This window comes from Sinorhizobium fredii NGR234 (assembly GCF_000018545.1).
GTDB lineage: Bacteria > Pseudomonadota > Alphaproteobacteria > Rhizobiales > Rhizobiaceae > Sinorhizobium > Sinorhizobium fredii_A.
Genome location: NC_012587.1, coordinates 1,678,445 through 1,693,937 on the forward strand (window position 1 = coordinate 1,678,445; position 15,493 = coordinate 1,693,937).

Consider the following 15,493-nt stretch of genomic DNA (forward strand, 5'->3'; position numbering starts at 1 on the left):
GCTTCTGTCCATTGATGAATATTGCGGAGCGCTGATCAGACCGTGAAGACCTCGCGCCGCAGCGCCTCCCAGCTTTCCTTGTCCGTGGCGAGCAGCAGCCCGCCATTGGTATGCGCCGGCAGATAGCGCGATCCGTCGAAGCGGGCCGCATAGGCGCCGGCCTCTTCGGCGATCAGAGTGCCGGCGAGATGGTCCCACGGCATGAGCTTCTGGTACATCAGGAAGTGCAGATGACCGGCGGCGAAGATGCGGTATTCATGCGCCGCGCAGCGGTAGCTGGTGGCGATCCTCACCTTGGCCATATTGCCCATGACGACCCGGCGGTCGTCTTCCTTGTAGAATCCGGTCGACGCGCCGCCAACCATGCTTTCGATCGGCACGCCGGCGGTGACCGAGAGCTTCTCCTGCGACCCATTCGGCCGACACATCCAGGCGCCAGAGCCCTTCTCGGCGATCACCCAGTCATTGCCAAGCGGATCGTAGATGATGCCGGCAACCGTCTCGCCCTTGGCAACGACACTCGCCATCACGCCGAAGAGCGGCAGGCCGGCGGCGAAATTGAACGTCCCGTCGATCGGATCGACGACGACGGCAAGGTCGGCATCCGCCAGCTTGTCGAGGAGGGCGGGGTCGGCGGCGACCGACTCTTCGCCGATGAAGACTGCTCCCGGCGCGACCGCATCGATCTTCGACTTGATCAGCCGCTCGGCGGCCTCGTCGCCTTCGGTCACCAGATCGATCGCCTCGGACTTCATCCGCACATCGCCCGATTCCAGGTTCCGGAAGCGCGGCAGGATCTCCTTCACCGCCGCCTCCTGCAGAAGATTGGCAAGGGCGGCGATGTCGACGGACTGGCTCATTCTTTGGGCTCCGGAGAAAGGGACTGGAAATCGAAAAGCTTCGGGTCGAGGAGATGCGATGGATTCACATGGCCGAGCGCCCGCAGCATCGTGTCCTTGCGGCCGGGCATGCGCCGCTCGATATCGGCAAGCATCGCTTTCATCGCGTTGCGCTCGAGACCGTCCTGCGAGCCGCAAAGATCGCAGGGGATGATCGGAAACTCCATCGCCGCGGCGAATTTCGCGAGGTCGTCCTCGGCGGCATAGGTGAGCGGCCGCAGCACCGTCAGATCGCCTTCGTCATTGAGAAGTTTCGCCGGCATGGACGCGAGCCGGCCGCCATGGAAGAAATTCATGAAGAAGGTTTCGAGAATATCTTCGCGATGATGCCCGAGCACCAGCGCGTCGCACCCCTCCTCCCGCGCGATGCGGTAGAGGTTGCCGCGTCTCAGCCGGGAACAGAGCGAACAGTAGGTGGCGCCGGTCGGCACCTTTTCCTTCACGATCGAATAGGTGTCGCGGTACTCGATCCGGTGCCTGACGCCGATCGAGGCGAGATAGTCCGGCAGGATATGTTTTGGGAAGTTCGGCTGGCCCTGGTCGAGATTGCAGGCAATGAGCTCGACCGGCAGAAGCCCGCGCCATTTGAGGTCCATCAGCAGCGCCAGCAGGCTGTAACTGTCCTTGCCTCCCGAAACGCCGACGAGCCAGCGCTTCGACCCCTTCAGCATGCCGAAACCGTCAAAAGCCTGACGCACCTGGCGCAGCAGGCGTTTCCTCAGCTTGTTGAAGGAAACGGAGGACGGCATTCGCGCAAACAGCCGATGGTCGCCGGTGTCGAAGGCGTTATCCTCCGCATCGACGGCGACGTCCATCATCTCGCGCTGGGACGATCGTGAGAGTTCCATGGCGGTAGCCTCGGATTCTGCGGGCGAAAAAGGTCCGCCCAAAGGCCTGAACCACTTGCCCGGTCTGGTGTCGGATATCAAGGGGAAAGGGGCCGGCAAAGCCCTTCATGCCAGAAATCTAACATTCAAGAAGGTGCCGGCAGGCGGATGAGGGGCAGCGTCCTCCTCCGTTCTCACGGGCCGAAGACCGACCAGCCGGTGCGGGCGGCAAGCATTTCGAGCGCAAGGGATCCCAGCAACGAATTGCCGTTCTCGTTAAGGCCCGGCGACCAGACGGCAATGGAGGCCTTGCCGGGTGCGACAGCCATGATGCCGCCACCGACGCCGCTCTTGCCGGGCAAGCCGACGCGATAGGCGAAATCGCCGGATCCGTCGTAATGGCCGCAGGTCAGCATCAGCGCATTGATGCGCCGGGCCCGCTGGCGCGACACGACCGAATGGCCGGTCAGCGGATTGGTGCCGCCGGCGGCGAGGAAAAGCCCGGCCTTGGCGAGCTGGCTGCAGGTCATCGCCAGCGCGCAATGATGGAAATAGACGCCGAGGACGTGCTCGACCGGATGATCGAGGCGTCCGAAGGAGCGCATGAAACTCGCGAGCGCGAAATTGCGGAAGCCGGTGACGGTCTCGGAGCGGGCCACCTCGTGGTCGATGACGATATTCTCGTCGTCGGCGAGATAGCGGACGAAGCGCACGATTTCGCCGATCAACTCCTTCGGCGTATGGCCGGCGAGGATCAGGTCGCTGATCGTGATCGCCCCGGCATTGATGAACGGATTACGCGGCTTGCCGCCTTCATGCTCGAGCTGCACGATCGAGTTGAAGGCCGAACCGGACGGCTCGCGCCCGACCCGGTGCCAGATATTCTCGCCATGCTTGCCGAGCGCCAGCGTCAGCGTGAACACCTTGGAAATGCTCTGGATCGAGAACGGCACCTCCGCATCGCCGACGCGATGCACCTCGCCGCCCGTCGTGACGATCGCCATGCCGAAATGCTGCGGATTAACGCGGGCAAGCTGAGGTATGTAATCGGCAACCTTGCCCTCGCCCAAGCGCGGCGTCAGCTCGCGATAGATGTCGTCGAGGATCAGTTGCAGATCCTGTGGCGCTTTCTGCTCCGGCATACGGCACTCCTCGATCTCGATCGGGAAAGGATGGGCGGCTCAACGCGCATCCCAGTTCAAGCCCGGTGGGTTCGTTCCGACATTCACGTACAAAAAAACCGCCCGTCTCCGGGCGGTTTTCGTAATTGACAGGCCTGACCCGGATTAACGCGAATAGAATTCGACGACCAGGTGCGGCTCCATGACGACCGGATACGGAACGTCGGTCAGGGCCGGAACGCGGACGAACGTCGCGACCATCTTGTTGTGGTCGGCTTCGATGTAGTCCGGAACGTCACGCTCGGCGAGCTGAACCGATTCGAGGACCGAAACGAGCTGCTTGGACTTTTCCTTAACCTCGATGACGTCGCCCGCCTTGCAACGGTAGGAACCGATGTTGACGCGAACGCCGTTGACCTTGACGTGGCCATGGTTGACGAACTGGCGGGCGGCAAAGACGGTCGGGACGAACTTGGCGCGGTAGACGATCGCGTCGAGCCGCGACTCGAGCAGGCCGATCAGGTTTTCCGGGGTGTCGCCCTTGCGGCGGGAAGCTTCGGCGAAGATGGCGCGGAACTGCTTTTCACGGATGTCGCCGTAGTAACCCTTCAGCTTCTGCTTGGCGCGCAGCTGCACACCGAAGTCGGAAAGCTTGGACTTGCGGCGCTGACCGTGCTGGCCGGGGCCGTATTCACGACGGTTCACCGGGGACTTCGGACGGCCCCAGATGTTTTCGCCCATACGGCGGTCAATTTTGTACTTGGACGATTCGCGCTTGCTCATCGCATTTCCTTTCAAATAGTTGCACCGGTTTGTCGCCAAACCGGATCAAGGAAACACGCCCTCCTCTGAACCCATTTTCGGGGTTCTGACAGGCTTCTCACGAGCACGCTGCCGGAGAAACCACGGGACATGTCAAATGAAACACCGAGCATTGCTGCCCGGCGTTGGGGCGGCTTTAGTGGTTCCAGCCGGCCTTGTCAAACGAAATCGCGGCGCCTGCAACAGTTCAGGCGGGATCGCCCCTCTCAGCCGCCTCCAGGGAGACGAGCAGTTTCCTTAGGAGTGCTGCCAGTGCGGCGCGCTCCTCTTTGCCAAGCCCATCGAGATAGCGGGCTTCGCTCGCCATGTCGGCGCGAAACGCCGATTCCGCAAGCGCTATCCCCTTCTCGCTCAGCCCGACGACGCTGCTGCGGCCGTCGGATACCGAGCGCTCGCGGATAATCAGCCCCGCCTTCTGCAGACGATCGAGCCGGTGCGTGAGTCCGCCCGACGAAATCATCAACAGCGTATAGAGGTCGGTCGGTGTCAGCCGATAGGGTGGCCCGGACCGCCTCAGCGTCGAGATCACGTCGAACTCGCCGCGGTCGAGGCCGAACGAGGCGAAGGTCTCCTCGATCGAAGGCCGCACGAGATTCGACAGGCGGTAGGCGCGCCCGAGGATCGCCATCGGCTCGGTATCGAGGTCCGGCAACTCACGTGCCCACTGCGCCCGCAATCGGTCGACATGGTCCCTTTCCTCTTTCCCATCCTGCATCGCTCACCTCGGGTCTGCCAATATATCTTGACGAGAAGATAATTTCCGATAATATCTTCTCGTGAAGATAAATCATTCCTCGCATGAAGCCAACCGGACCGAGATGGAGGCCAGCATGTTTCATGTCATTCCTCGTTCTGAGCAGAAGCAAAGCCCCAACCGAACGATCCTTTTCGAAGGCGGGCGATATGGAGCACCGATTTCGCTCTTCCTGATGGATGCCGAGCCGGGTCAGGGACCGGCGCTTCATGTCCATCCCTATCCAGAGACCTGGATCGTCCACTCCGGCGAAGCGGAGTTCACCGTCGGCGAGCAGACGATCAAGGGTGAGGCCGGCGATATCATCGTCGTCGACCCGGAGACACCGCACCGGTTCGTCAATACTGGTACGACGCGGCTGGAGATGACCTGTATCCACGCCTCCGACCACGTCATTCAAACCTGGCTCTAGTTCAGGTGCGCAAGGGGGCCACAGCGTGTGCCGGCTGCATGTATGTGCACAGGGAGGAAGTCTCTGACGAGCGACAGAATCACTCCGCCGCGGTAGCCGCCTGATTCGCCGCATCAGGCCCGTTCGCGTCACCTGGTGCAGTTTCCGCCGCAAGATCGGGAAAGGCGACGATGCGCTTGCCGGAGAAATCCGCATGCACGACGATCAGTCCCTGCTCCTCGAAATAGCCGAGCAGACGACGCGCACGACGCGCCGAGTGCGTACCGTAGGCGCGCGCGATCATCGTGTCCGAAGGGCACGGCAGGCCACGAACGGCCGCCTGTGCCATCATCAGGAAGACGGCCTGCAGGTCTTCCGTTACCCGATCGGCCAGTCGAAGCGCGGCGGCCCAGGCCTCGGTCGCCGCCGTTTCTGAATCGACGCCCGACCGGGCGACTGCCATTTTACGCCGGAAGACACCCAGAGACGGTGCGGAACCGGGCACGCGGCGAATGCGGCAGCGGACGAGGAAATCTTGGTAAAGTTCAGCGTCCGGCCGGAACGCCGCCTCGGGATTTGCAAGAATCTCGGCGAACAGTCCATCGAGCATGGCTTCGCGTTTCTCCGCCGAAATCTCCGGCTGTGCCGGCTTGAGTTCCAACGGCGCCACGGGCTCCGGACGCGGCCGCGCCAACTCCGCGAGGATATCGCTGGCCGGGCGCGGCTGAGGCACCGCACGCCGGACAACGGGCCGGCTGAGCTCTTCCGGGTCCGGCGTGAAGATCAGGTCCTCGACGTCCTGCGGCGCTTCCGGCAGCGGCATCAGCTTCGGGCTCGTCGAGCGCGCCGAAGTCTCGACGGATCCGATCGTCACCTTCAGCGGCCGGCGGGAAAGCGCCGGGCCGAGTGCCACGAAGGAGCCGCGCTTCAGGTCGCGGAACATTTCGGCCGTGCGCCGGTCCATGCCGAGCAGATCGGCGGCGCGCTGCATGTCGATATCGAGGAAGGTGCGCCCCATCAGGAAGTTGGAGGCTTCCGCCGCGACGTTCTTGGCAAGCTTCGCCAGGCGCTGCGTCGCGATCACGCCGGCAAGCCCGCGCTTGCGGCCGCGGCACATCAGGTTGGTCATCGCGCCGAGCGAGATCTTGCGCGCCTCTTCCGACACGTCGCCACCGACGGAAGGCGCGAACATCTGCGCCTCGTCCACGACGACCAGAACCGGATACCAATAGTCACGATCCGCATCGAACATCGCATTCAGGAACACACCGGCGCTGCGCATCTGCTGCTCGATGTCCAGGCCTTCTAGCGAAAGTACGCAGGAAACGCGGTGTTGGCGGATACGCGTCGCAATGCCGGCCAGCTCGGCGTCGGTACGCTCTCCCTCGACCACCACATGGCCGAATTTGTCGGCGAGCGTCACGAAATCGCCTTCCGGGTCGATGATGCATTGCTGCACCCAGGGTGCGGACTGTTCGAGCAGGCGGCGCAACAGATGCGACTTCCCGGAACCGGAATTACCCTGCACCAGGAGACGCGTCGCCAGAAGCTCCTCGATATCGAGCGAGGCCGAAGTCCCTTCGGACGTCGTTCCCATGTCGATGCCGACTTTCATTCCCACCTCTTCGTCACGGATTGATTCGCGATCCGCCGGGGAGCGCCAAACAGGCGACACCTAGCACGGTTTTGCCCCTCGTCAGGACTGCTATTCCGACAACTCACAGGAATACCTTTGGCTCCGGAGACAGCGAAAATGCTTCGCAGGAAGATCGCGCGTTAAAGTTGAAAGTAGCTGAGACTGGTCCTATGTCTCTGACACCGCCTCACAGCAGGCTCCCGTAGGATTCGTTCATTTCCAATGTCCCAGCGCGAAACCGAGAACCACTTTCAATTCGACAAGCATATGCGCGAGACGGGCGAACACGCCTACCGCGTCATCTCGCGGGCCGAAGCGCGGCGCTCCTGGCTCAGCCTGGCTCTTGCGATCGCGATTGTGCTCGCAGTGGCCGCCTTTATTCTGCCCACAGCCTTCTGACGCCTATGCGGAACGCACGGTAAGTCCAAAGCCCTGCATCAGGCGTCGCGTGGCGAAATCGGGCTTCCCGGAGGTGAAAATCGCCGGGTCCTCGCCGTTCAATGGCTCGAAACCGTTTGGCAGCGGCACGAGCGAGCGCGCCCGGCGCGCGATCGCCTCAGCCGGATCCAGCCAGTCGACCGGCCAGGGCGCCAGCCGCCGGAAGACGTTCTCCATGAAAGGATAATGCGTGCAGGCGAGCACGACGATATCGGTCTTCCTGCCGTCCATCTCGACGAAGCATGGGGCGATCTCCGCCAGCACTATCTCGTCCTCGAGCTTCTCGCCCCGAATATAGGCCTCTGCCATGCGCGCCAGGTTCTCCGAACCGACCAGCCGCACATGGCATTGGGAGGCGAAGGACTGGATGAGATCGCGCGTATAGGCGCGCTTCACCGTGCCGGGCGTTGCCAGGACCGAGACCAACCCTGAACGCGTCCGCTCCGCCGCGGGTTTGATTGCCGGCACCGTGCCGACGAAGGTCATCTGCGGATAGGCGGCGCGCAAGTCTGCTCCAACCAGCGTGAAGGCCGTGTTGCAGGCGATGATGCAGATTTCCGGGTCGTGCTCTCTGAGCAAGTCGCCGAAGAGGGCGATCACCCGCTCCTTTAGTGCCCCCTCCTCCCAGCCGCCATAGGGAAAGCCCGCATCGTCGGCGACATAGATGAAGTGCCGCTCCGGCATCAGCACGCGCGCCTCACGCAGCACCGTCAGGCCGCCGATGCCGCTGTCGAAGACGAGAATGGGTTTGAGGTCAGTCGTCGTCACTGCCGCCCTGCACTTTCCTGCTGCGGGCCGGCGCCCCTGAGCCGCGCGGATTTTCGCGCGTGAACCGGTCGAGCGATGAGATGACGCCGCGCAGCACCTGGATTTCGGATTCGCTGAAGGATGGCCTGGTCAGGACAGCGCGAAGATTTTCCACCAATTTCGGCCTTTTGTCGGCGGAGCGAAAATAATTGCGCGCATCGAGCGCGTCTTCGAGATGATCGAACAGCCCCTGGAGATGCTCCTTGGTTGCCGGCCGCTGCTCAATCGCCTGGAACGACGTTTGATCCTCCGACTCCATGCCCGTCTTCATCCACTCATAGGACATCAGCAGCACGGCCTGGGCGAGATTGAGCGAAGCGAATGCCGGATTGACCGGGAATGTGACGATCTCGTCGGCCAACGCCACTTCTTCATTCGTCAATCCCGTGCGCTCGCGGCCGAAGATGATGCCTATCGCCTCTCCGACCTTGAAGCGCTGCCGCAGCGTGCGAGCGGCGACGATCGGCGAACGCACCGGCTTGTAACCGTCACGGTCGCGAGCCGTTGTCGCGTAGACGAAGTTGAGGTCCGCAATCGCCTCCTCGAGCGAATTGTAGAGCTTGGCGCCGTCGATCACGTGGTCGGCGCGGCTCGCGGCCGAGCGTGCCTTTTCATTCGGCCAGCCGTCGCGCGGATTGACGAGACGCAGCTCCGACAGCCCGAAATTCGCCATGGCGCGCGCCACCATGCCGATATTTTCGCCGAGCTGCGGATAGGCGAGAATGATCGCCGGACCTTCGGTCAAAAGTTCGCGCTCGCTGTTGGTGCCTGCCATTAGGATACTCTGCCTCTATTTGCCGCTTCCCTCGCACAAAAGCCTTGCAAGATAAAGCCGGAACGCCGAAGTCGGCAGCGGACCGCTTCACTCAAAGTTTCGGCCAAGCAAGCTTTGCCTTATGGGTTCACAGTGCTATAGGGCACTGGATTTTCCCACCGTCGGAATGCCGCACGCGGTGCTCCGCAAGCTACGAGGCATATTCATGGCAAAGATCAAGGTCGCCAATCCGGTCGTCGAACTCGACGGCGATGAGATGACCCGCATCATCTGGCAGTTCATCAAGGACAAGCTGATCCATCCCTACCTCGACCTTGATCTCGAATACTACGACCTCAGCGTCGAGAACCGTGATGCGACCGAAGACCAGGTGACGATCGATGCCGCAAACGCCATCAAGGAGCATGGGGTTGGCGTCAAGTGCGCCACGATCACCCCGGATGAAGCCCGCGTCGAGGAATTCAGCCTGAAGAAGATGTGGAAGTCGCCGAACGGCACGATCCGCAACATTTTGGGCGGCGTCATCTTCCGCGAACCGATCATCTGCAAGAACGTGCCGCGCCTCGTTCCCGGCTGGACCAAGCCGATCATCGTCGGCCGCCACGCCTTCGGCGACCAGTACCGCGCCACCGACTTCAAGTTCCCGGGCAAGGGCAAGTTGACGATGAAGTTCGTCGGCGAAGACGGCAAGGAGATCGAATACGACGTCTTCGACGCACCGTCGGCCGGCGTTGCCATGGGCATGTACAACCTCGACGATTCGATCACCGAATTCGCCCGCGCCTCCTTCAACTACGGCCTGCAGCGCAAGGTTCCGGTCTACCTCTCGACCAAGAACACCATCCTCAAGGTCTATGACGGCCGCTTCAAGGACATCTTCCAGAAGGTGTTCGACGAGGAGTTCGCCGAGCAGTTCAAGGCGGCGAAGCTCTGGTACGAGCACCGCCTGATCGACGACATGGTCGCCTCCGCCCTGAAGTGGTCGGGCGGCTATGTCTGGGCCTGCAAGAACTACGACGGCGACGTGCAGTCGGACATCGTCGCCCAGGGCTTCGGCTCGCTCGGCCTGATGACCTCTGTGCTGATGACGCCGGACGGCAAGACGGTCGAAGCGGAAGCGGCGCACGGCACGGTGACCCGCCACTACCGTCAGCACCAGAAGGGCGAGGAAACCTCGACCAACTCGATCGCCTCGATCTTCGCCTGGACCCGCGGCCTTGCGCACCGCGCCAAGCTCGACGGCAATTCCGAACTCGCGAAGTTCTCCGACACGCTCGAGCGCGTCTGCGTCGAAACGGTCGAGGCCGGCTTTATGACCAAGGACCTGGCGCTGCTGATCGGTCCCGACCAGCCGTGGCTCTCGACCACCGGCTTCCTCGACAAGATCGACGAGAACCTCAAGAAGGCCATGGCCGCCTGATCGGCTCCAACATTAAAACGACGAAACCCGGCCTCGCGCCGGGTTTCTTGTATCCAAGCCACAGAACGTCTTGGCTGCCACGTCACTTCAGCGGCAGATAGATTTCCGAAAGCAATTCCGTTGGAGCCACTTCGCGTGGATTGTTGAGATTTTTCTCGAACATGACGCTGTCGCGGATTTCCCGGCCGGAGTTTGGCAGCCAGGTCCCATAGAGCCATTGATAGGCCTTCGGCATGTCGGCGTAGGGGCCCTTGTGCCGCAACACCGCATAATCTCCGCCGTCGATCTTTTGTCGGGTGAGCGGAGCCTCCGCCGCCCCCTCGTCCCTTGTCGTCACGCAGGCGAAGGATCGGAGCCTGTCTGTCTCCACCAGTTCCGGGTCATCCAGATAGATGCCGATCATTTCCATATCCGGCCTGAACAGGCCGCGCGCGAAAAGCGTGCCGTAGAGCGTTTCGAATGCCTGGCCGATGCCCATGTAAGAGCCGGAATGGGCCACGCCCATGAGCGTCAGCGGATCTATCGTCCGTAATGCAACGTCGTACATGACATTATTTCCTTCCATCGAAGCGGTTTCAAAGGCCGTGTGGCTCCCCTCTCTCCTGTAGCGCGCCGGCGGAAGGCCATAGACGGCCTTGAAGGTGCGGTTGAAGGATTGAACATTCGGGTAGCCAGAGCGTCGTGCAATCGCTTCGACTGCAAGGTCGGTCTGGACGAGTTGTGCCGCCGCCCGCTGCAGACGCAATCGCTTGACGGTTGCCGCCAAGGTCTCGCCATGCACCACCCGGTAGATGCGGTGCCAGTGGTGCGGCGACAGGCAGGCAATCTCCGACAATCGGTCGAGATCCAGTTCTTCATCGAGATGCCCGTAAATATAGGCCGCGACGCGATGAAGCCGCCTCTCATATGTCGCCCATGCACTGCCCGTCATGTCGAACCTTTCACACTACGCTCGAACACTTTCAAACCACGTATCGAATTGACAAATCCTGCTGAACCGAAGATCGCGCACCCGCTTGTGCGGTGTGGCGACTCAGATAGGCTCAGAATGCCCGGCACGTACGATCCCGCCAACGTGGCGGATCTCGAAAGTCTCGCCGATGCCCGATTCCCTCGTTCCGAAAACCGTCAGTGTCCTCACCGAAGGATATGGCCTTGCCCGCCTGAAGGTGGATGCCTTGGCGGGCCTGACGGTTGCCATCGTTGCCCTGCCGCTATCCATGGCAATCGCCATCGCCTCCGGCGTCACGCCGGATCGCGGACTCTATACCGCGATCGTCGGTGGCTTCCTCGTCTCGCTTCTCGGCGGCAGCCGCGTGCAGATCGGCGGCCCGGCCGGTGCCTTCATCGTTCTCGTCGCCGCGACCGGCGCCCGGCACGGCCTCGACGGCCTGCTGCTCGCGACCGCCATGGCCGGCGTCATGCTCGTTGCGGCCGGCTATCTGCGCCTCGGGCAATACATCAAGTTCATTCCCTACCCGGTCACCGTCGGCTTCACGGCGGGGATCGCCGTTATCATCTTCGCAAGCCAGTTGCGCGACCTTTTCGGCCTGACGCTTCCGGGCAGCGAACCGGGACCGATCGTCGAAAAGATCGGAGCACTCGGCCGGGCCGCCGATACCCTCAATGGGGCAGCGGTGCTGACGGCCGCCCTGACCATCGGCATCATTCTGGCACTGCGCCGGCTACGGCCCCATTGGCCGGGCATGCTGATCGCCGTCGCCGCCGCATCCATCCTCGTCGCCGTCCTGCACCTGCCGACCGAAACCATCGGCACGCGCTTCGGCGGTATCCCGCGCGGGCTGCCGCTTCCGACCTTGCCGCCGCTCTCCTTCGAGAAAGCCGCCGCGGTCTTCCCCGATGCAGTTTCCTTCGCCCTTCTCGGCGCGATCGAATCCCTGCTTTCCGCCGTGGTCGCCGACGGCATGACGGGACGCCGACATCGCTCCAGCATGGAGTTGATCGCCCAGGGCATCGCCAATCTATGTTCGGCGCTCTTCGGCGGCATCTGCGTCACCGGCACCATTGCCCGGACGGCGACGAACGTGCGTGCCGGCGGCACCAGTCCTGTCTCCGGCATGCTGCATGCAATCTTCCTGCTGCTCTTCATGCTGCTCGCCGCGCCGCTCGCGAGCTTCATCCCGCTCGCCTCGCTCGCGGGCGTGCTCGCCATCGTCGCCTGGAACATGATCGAGAAGCCGGCCTTCATGGCACTCCTGCGATCCTCTTACGGCGACGCAGTCGTGTTGCTTGCCACCTTCCTTATCGTCGTCTTCCGCGACCTGACGGAAGGGATCGTCGTCGGATTCGCGCTGGGCGCGGTGCTGTTCATCAATCGGATGGCGAAGAGCATCTCGGTCGGTGAAACGAAGCCGCTGGAGATGCTGCAGGTGATGAGTGGCGAGGAAGAGCATCCGCTCATTGCCGATGACCCGGATACGGTGATTTATCGGATCTCGGGGATCTTTTTCTTCGGCTCGGCGGCGACCGTCGCCTCGGTGCTCGACCGGATCGCCGATCAGCGCCGCAACTTCATTCTGGACTGCTCCGAGGTGCCCTTCATGGATTCGACCGCCGCCAACGTCATCGAGGGGACGCTGCGGAAGGCCGAGCGGACCGGGGTGCGCTTCATCATCACCGGTGCCAATACGCAGGTTCGTCGCGCTCTCTATCAGCACCACGTTCGGCCGCCGCGCGTTCTGATGCGTGCTTCGGTCCAGGCGGCGCTGGAAACCATCCGCAGCGAGAATATTGCATAAAAAAGGGCGCTGCAGCGCCCTTTTTCTTCATTTGCATCAGCGCCGTTCACCCGGCAAGCGCCACAGCGACCGCTTCGATCGCCTCGGCGGCGCGGCCGCCGTCCGGACCGCCAGCCTGCGCCATGTCCGGCCGCCCGCCGCCACCCTTGCCGCCAAGCGCGGCGGAGGCGACGCGCACGAGATCGACAGCGCTGACCTTGGAGGTGAGATCGTCGGTCACGGCCACCACGGCGCTCGCCTTGCCGTCGCCCGACACGCCGACGAAGGCGACAACGCCGGAGCCCAGCGTCTTCTTGCCGTCATCGGCGAGGCTCTTCAGGTCCTTCGGTTCGACGCCGGATACGACCTTGCCGAGGAAGCGGACGCCGCCGATCTCACGGGCCGCATCTCCCGAACCATTCTCACCGTCGCCGACCAGCGCGAGTTTCTTCTTGGCTTCGGTGAGTTCCCGTTCGAGCTTGCGGCGTTCATCGAGCAGCGCCTCGACCCGCCCGAGAACGTCGGCGGGCTGGACCTTGAGGGCAGACGCCAACGACTTGACGCGCTCGTCCTGCTCGTTGAGGTAGGCTCGAGCCGCCTCGCCGGTGAGCGCTTCGAGGCGACGCACCCCGGCGCCGACCGCGCTTTCCGAAACGACGCGTACGAGGCCGATGTCGCCGGTCGCAGAGACGTGCGTGCCGCCGCAGAGCTCGACCGAATAGGGCCTGCCGGCCTTCGAGCCGCGAATGCCCTGGCCCATAGAAACGACGCGGACCTCGTCGCCGTATTTCTCGCCAAAGAGCGCCATGGCGCCCTCGGCGATCGCATCGTCGACGCTCATCAGTCGCGTCGTCACGGGCGTGTTCTGGACGATGACCTCGTTCGCCATTTCCTCGACGATCCTCAGTTCCTCGGCCGACATCGGCTTCGGATGAGAAACGTCGAAACGCAGCCGTTCAGGCGCGACGAGCGAGCCCTTCTGTGCCACGTGGGTACCGAGCACCTCACGCAGCGCCTCATGCAGCAGATGCGTGGCCGAATGGTTGGCGCGCAGCCGCAAACGCCGGGCATGATCTACGGTAAGCGCGGCTGCCTCGCCCGTCTTGACGATGCCTTCCGTGACGGTTCCGTAATGGACGAAGAGCCCTTCGCCGCGCTTCTGCGTATCGGTGACCGCGACCTTGCCGGTTTCCGTGGCGATGACGCCCGTATCGCCCATCTGACCGCCGGATTCCCCGTAGAAGGGCGTCTGGTTGAGGATCAACTGGACACTCTCGCCCTTGCTGGCGGATTCGACGACCGCGCCATCACGGACGATCGCCTGGATCACACCCTCAGCCGATTCCGTGTCGTAGCCGAGGAAATCGGTGGCGCCGTGCTTTTCCTTGAGCTCGAACCAGATCGTCTCAGTGGCTGCTTCGCCGGAGCCGGCCCAGTTGGCCCGGGCTTCGGCCTTCTGCCGCTGCATGGCGGTCGAAAACGCGTCCGTATCGACGGTGATGCCCTTGGTGCGCAGCGCGTCCTGCGTCAGGTCGAGCGGGAAACCGTAGGTATCGTAGAGCTTGAAAGCCGTTTCGCCGTCGAACTGGTCGCCTTCCGAAAGTCCGGCCGAAGCGTCGGCAAGCAGACTCAGGCCGCGCTCCAGGGTCTTGCGGAAACGCGTCTCCTCGAGCTTCAGCGTTTCGGAGATCAGCGCTTCGGCACGAACCAGTTCCGGATAGGCGCGGCCCATCTGGCCGACGAGCGCCGGCAGCAGCTTCCACATCAGCGGCTCCTGTGCGCCGAGGAGCTGCGCATGACGCATGGCGCGGCGCATGATGCGGCGCAGCACATAGCCTCGTCCCTCATTGGAAGGCAGCACCCCGTCGGCGATCAGGAAGGCCGAGGAACGCAGATGGTCGGCGATGACGCGGTGGCTCGCACGACGGTCGCCCTCGGCCTTGACGCCGGTCGCTTCCTCGGAGGCTGCGATCAGAGCGCGGAAGAGGTCGATATCATAGTTGTCGTGCTGGCCCTGCAGCACGGCGGCGAGCCGCTCCAGACCCATGCCGGTGTCGATCGACGGGCGCGGCAGGTTGACCCGCTCTTCCTTGGTGATCTGTTCGTACTGCATGAAGACGAGATTCCAGATCTCGATGAAGCGGTCGCCGTCTTCGTCGGCAGAGCCGGGCGGCCCGCCCCAGATCTGCTCGCCGTGATCGTAGAAGATTTCCGAGCATGGACCGCAGGGACCGGTATCGCCCATCGCCCAGAAGTTGTCGCTGGTCGGAATGCGGATGATCCGGTCGTCGCTGAACCCGGCGATCTTCTTCCAGAGACCGAAGGCTTCGTCATCGGTGTGATAGACGGTGACGAGCAGGCGCTTGGCATCCAGCCCGTACTCCTTGGTGATCAGGTTCCAGGCGAGTTCGATCGCCCGCTCCTTGAAATAGTCGCCGAAGGAGAAGTTGCCGAGCATCTCGAAGAAGGTGTGGTGCCGGGCCGTATAGCCGACATTATCGAGATCGTTGTGCTTGCCGCCGGCACGCACGCATTTCTGCGCCGTTGCGGCGGTCGAGTAGGGACGTTGCTCGAGGCCGGTGAAGACGTTCTTGAACTGCACCATGCCCGCATTGGTGAACATCAAGGTCGGGTCGTTGCGCGGCACCAGAGGGCTCGACGGCACGATGTCGTGACCGTTCTTGCGGAAATAGTCGAGAAACATCGACCGGATTTCATTCACGCCGCTCATCTTGCGTCCTATCTGTGCACATGCCGGCTGCAACCACGCATTTTCCGCGCTTTGCGCCGCTATCCTTCAACCCTGCGCCTATCACGCATAGCCGCCTCCCCGATGACGCCGCCATCGGAACCACAGGCTTTTAT

General features: G+C 62.8%; 14 protein-coding genes. 4 read left to right on the forward strand and 10 right to left on the reverse strand.

Annotated elements, in window-relative coordinates:
• Positions 1-35: 35 nt before the first annotated feature.
• The 5 genes from NGR_RS19410 to NGR_RS19430 form a co-directional block, all read right to left on the reverse strand.
• Complete coding sequence (locus NGR_RS19410; RefSeq protein ID WP_012708167.1) at positions 36-860, reverse strand: inositol monophosphatase family protein; 825 nt, start codon at positions 858-860, stop codon at positions 36-38.
• On the reverse strand, positions 857-1,747 hold the full coding sequence (gene ttcA, locus NGR_RS19415; protein ID WP_012708168.1) for a tRNA 2-thiocytidine(32) synthetase TtcA: 891 nt from the start codon (positions 1,745-1,747) through the stop codon (positions 857-859). The genes NGR_RS19410 and ttcA overlap by 4 nt, the downstream gene beginning before the upstream one ends.
• A gap of 173 nt (positions 1,748-1,920) precedes the next feature.
• Positions 1,921-2,868: a glutaminase gene (locus NGR_RS19420; protein ID WP_012708169.1), complete on the reverse strand. Its 948-nt coding sequence runs from the start codon at positions 2,866-2,868 to the stop codon at positions 1,921-1,923.
• Between the two features lie 144 nt (positions 2,869-3,012).
• Positions 3,013-3,630 (reverse strand): 30S ribosomal protein S4, encoded by a 618-nt coding sequence (gene rpsD, locus NGR_RS19425; protein ID WP_012708170.1) that lies wholly within the window; start codon positions 3,628-3,630, stop codon positions 3,013-3,015.
• Between the two features lie 226 nt (positions 3,631-3,856).
• Positions 3,857-4,384: a MarR family winged helix-turn-helix transcriptional regulator gene (locus NGR_RS19430; RefSeq protein WP_012708171.1), complete on the reverse strand. Its 528-nt coding sequence runs from the start codon at positions 4,382-4,384 to the stop codon at positions 3,857-3,859.
• Between the two features lie 115 nt (positions 4,385-4,499).
• Here NGR_RS19430 and NGR_RS19435 point away from each other — a divergent pair, with 115 nt between their 5' ends.
• Positions 4,500-4,835 carry a cupin domain-containing protein gene (locus NGR_RS19435; RefSeq protein WP_164924339.1) on the forward strand — a complete coding sequence of 112 codons (336 nt, stop codon included), beginning with the start codon at positions 4,500-4,502 and terminating at the stop codon, positions 4,833-4,835.
• 79 nt (positions 4,836-4,914) lie between these two features.
• Here NGR_RS19435 and NGR_RS19440 read toward each other — a convergent pair whose 3' ends face one another.
• Positions 4,915-6,429: an ATP-binding protein gene (locus NGR_RS19440; protein WP_012708173.1), complete on the reverse strand. Its 1,515-nt coding sequence runs from the start codon at positions 6,427-6,429 to the stop codon at positions 4,915-4,917.
• Between the two features lie 243 nt (positions 6,430-6,672).
• Here NGR_RS19440 and NGR_RS19445 point away from each other — a divergent pair, with 243 nt between their 5' ends.
• The gene (locus tag NGR_RS19445; protein WP_012708174.1) at positions 6,673-6,849 is read left to right on the forward strand and encodes a hypothetical protein; all 177 of its coding nucleotides are present in this window, start codon (positions 6,673-6,675) and stop codon (positions 6,847-6,849) included.
• 3 nt (positions 6,850-6,852) lie between these two features.
• On the opposite strand, the gene murI is transcribed toward NGR_RS19445, so the two are convergent.
• Together murI and NGR_RS19455 are read right to left on the reverse strand one after the other, a co-directional pair.
• Positions 6,853-7,656: a glutamate racemase gene (gene murI / locus NGR_RS19450; RefSeq protein ID WP_012708175.1), complete on the reverse strand. Its 804-nt coding sequence runs from the start codon at positions 7,654-7,656 to the stop codon at positions 6,853-6,855.
• Entirely contained in the window at positions 7,643-8,470 is an 828-nt protein-coding gene (locus tag NGR_RS19455; RefSeq protein WP_012708176.1) for an RNA methyltransferase, read from the reverse strand. The genes murI and NGR_RS19455 overlap by 14 nt, the downstream gene beginning before the upstream one ends.
• 205 nt (positions 8,471-8,675) lie before the next feature.
• On the opposite strand from NGR_RS19455, the gene NGR_RS19460 reads away from it, so the two are divergent.
• Positions 8,676-9,890, forward strand: coding sequence for an NADP-dependent isocitrate dehydrogenase (locus NGR_RS19460; RefSeq protein ID WP_012708177.1), 1,215 nt, complete (start codon positions 8,676-8,678; stop codon positions 9,888-9,890).
• An 82-nt stretch (positions 9,891-9,972) separates the two neighbouring features.
• Here the strand turns inward: NGR_RS19460 and NGR_RS19465 are convergent, their stop codons facing one another.
• Positions 9,973-10,821: an AraC family transcriptional regulator gene (locus tag NGR_RS19465; RefSeq protein ID WP_012708178.1), complete on the reverse strand. Its 849-nt coding sequence runs from the start codon at positions 10,819-10,821 to the stop codon at positions 9,973-9,975.
• 169 nt (positions 10,822-10,990) lie between these two features.
• Here NGR_RS19465 and NGR_RS19470 point away from each other — a divergent pair, with 169 nt between their 5' ends.
• The gene (locus NGR_RS19470) at positions 10,991-12,649 is read left to right on the forward strand and encodes a SulP family inorganic anion transporter (protein ID WP_012708179.1); all 1,659 of its coding nucleotides are present in this window, start codon (positions 10,991-10,993) and stop codon (positions 12,647-12,649) included.
• A gap of 46 nt (positions 12,650-12,695) precedes the next feature.
• Here NGR_RS19470 and alaS read toward each other — a convergent pair whose 3' ends face one another.
• Complete coding sequence (gene alaS, locus NGR_RS19475; RefSeq protein ID WP_012708180.1) at positions 12,696-15,359, reverse strand: alanine--tRNA ligase; 2,664 nt, start codon at positions 15,357-15,359, stop codon at positions 12,696-12,698.
• Positions 15,360-15,493: the final 134 nt, after the last annotated feature.